Source organism: Psychrosphaera sp. F3M07 (genome assembly GCF_018860345.1).
Lineage (GTDB): Bacteria > Pseudomonadota > Gammaproteobacteria > Enterobacterales > Alteromonadaceae > Psychrosphaera > Psychrosphaera aquimarina.
On the sequence record NZ_JAHKPJ010000024.1, the window covers coordinates 1 to 2,153 of the forward strand.

1 rRNA gene is annotated in these 2,153 nt (G+C 47.1%); it reads right to left on the reverse strand.

Annotation, left to right across the window (positions count from 1 at the left end):
• Window positions 1-117 precede the first annotated feature (117 nt).
• Window positions 118-1,653: ribosomal RNA gene (locus KO505_RS14000) — 16S ribosomal RNA — on the reverse strand.
• Between the last annotated feature and the right edge of the window lie 500 nt (window positions 1,654-2,153).

A 2,153-nucleotide genomic window follows, 5' to 3' on the forward strand; every position in this document is an offset into this window, starting at 1 on the left:
GGCCTATATTTGTGAGTCACAAGCGCTAACTTATGCCACTTTCCTGTAACTTCTTCTTGCTCACAATTCGTAATTAATTATCTGTGTGGACACGAGTAAATCTCATAACTTTATGTATAAGGAGGTGATCCAGCCCCAGGTTCCCCTAGGGCTACCTTGTTACGACTTCACCCCAGTCATGAACCACAAAGTGGTAAGCGTCCTCCCGAAGGTTAAACTACCTACTTCTTTTGCAGCCCACTCCCATGGTGTGACGGGCGGTGTGTACAAGGCCCGGGAACGTATTCACCGTGGCATTCTGATCCACGATTACTAGCGATTCCGACTTCATGGAGTCGAGTTGCAGACTCCAATCCGGACTACGACAAGCTTTATGGGATCCGCTTACTCTCGCGAGTTCGCAACCCTTTGTACTTGCCATTGTAGCACGTGTGTAGCCCATCTCGTAAGGGCCATGATGACTTGACGTCGTCCCCACCTTCCTCCGGTTTGTCACCGGCAGTCTCCTTAGAGTTCTCAGCATAACCTGCTAGCAACTAAGGATAAGGGTTGCGCTCGTTGCGGGACTTAACCCAACATTTCACAACACGAGCTGACGACAGCCATGCAGCACCTGTCTCAGAGTTCCCGAAGGCACTAAAGCATCTCTGCTAAATTCTCTGGATGTCAAGAGATGGTAAGGTTCTTCGCGTTGCATCGAATTAAACCACATGCTCCACCGCTTGTGCGGGCCCCCGTCAATTCATTTGAGTTTTAACCTTGCGGCCGTACTCCCCAGGCGGTCTACTTATCGCGTTAGCTTCGCAAAACAGCGCTTAAGCGCCAAGCTGCTAGTAGACATCGTTTACGGCGTGGACTACCAGGGTATCTAATCCTGTTTGCTACCCACGCTTTCGTACATGAGCGTCAGTGTCGACCCAGGTGGCTGCCTTCGCCATTGGTATTCCTTCAGATCTCTACGCATTTCACCGCTACACCTGAAATTCTACCACCCTCTGTCGCACTCTAGCCATCCAGTTTCAAATGCAGTTCCCAGGTTGAGCCCGGGGCTTTCACATCTGACTTAAATGGCCGCCTGCGTACGCTTTACGCCCAGTAATTCCGATTAACGCTCGGACCCTCCGTATTACCGCGGCTGCTGGCACGGAGTTAGCCGGTCCTTCTTCTGCGAGTAACGTCACATCTGATGGGTATTAACCACCAAACTTTCCTCCTCGCTGAAAGTGCTTTACAACCCGAAGGCCTTCTTCACACACGCGGCATGGCTGCATCAGGCTTGCGCCCATTGTGCAATATTCCCCACTGCTGCCTCCCGTAGGAGTCTGGACCGTGTCTCAGTTCCAGTGTGGCTGATCATCCTCTCAGACCAGCTAGGGATCGTTGACTTGGTGAGCCTTTACCTCACCAACTATCTAATCCCACTTGGGCTTCTCTAAAGGCGAGAGCCGAAGCCCCCTTTAAGCCGTAGCTATTATGCGGTATTAGCAGTCGTTTCCAACTGTTGTCCCCCACCTAAAGGCAAATTCCCAAGCATTACTCACCCGTCCGCCACTCGTCATCAAACTAGCAAGCTAGTTCATGTTACCGTTCGACTTGCATGTGTTAGGCCTGCCGCCAGCGTTCAATCTGAGCCATGATCAAACTCTTCACTTTAAAGTGTTTCATTTAATCGCTACTCATTAAATACTGTTCAAATAAATAAATTTGTTTGTACAGACACTTAAGAATAGTAAATCTTAATTTGTTACTATCACTTACAAGTGCCCACACAGATAATTAATTACAAGTTGTTAAAGAACATTTCGAACCCCGAAGGTTCTGGTTAAGACTGACTATCAATTTAGTCGCTCAAGGCTGTCTCAACCGGGATGCGCATTCTACACTTCCCAAACTCCCTGTCAACACTATTTTGAAATCTTTTTCTTAAAAGTTTTTACAAACTTCTCTAAGATTTCTTGCTCCAAACCCTAATTCAAACTTGTTGTTTTAGCGGCTTGGTGTCTTCCTGACAACGTGGGGCGCATTATAGGGATCTTTATTTAACGCGCAAGATCTTTTTTAACTTTTTTGTTTGTTTGGTCAAATAACATGCAAAACTAGGTAAATTAATGCTTTAAAGGTACTTTTTGATGAAATATTGAACGGTTATAACA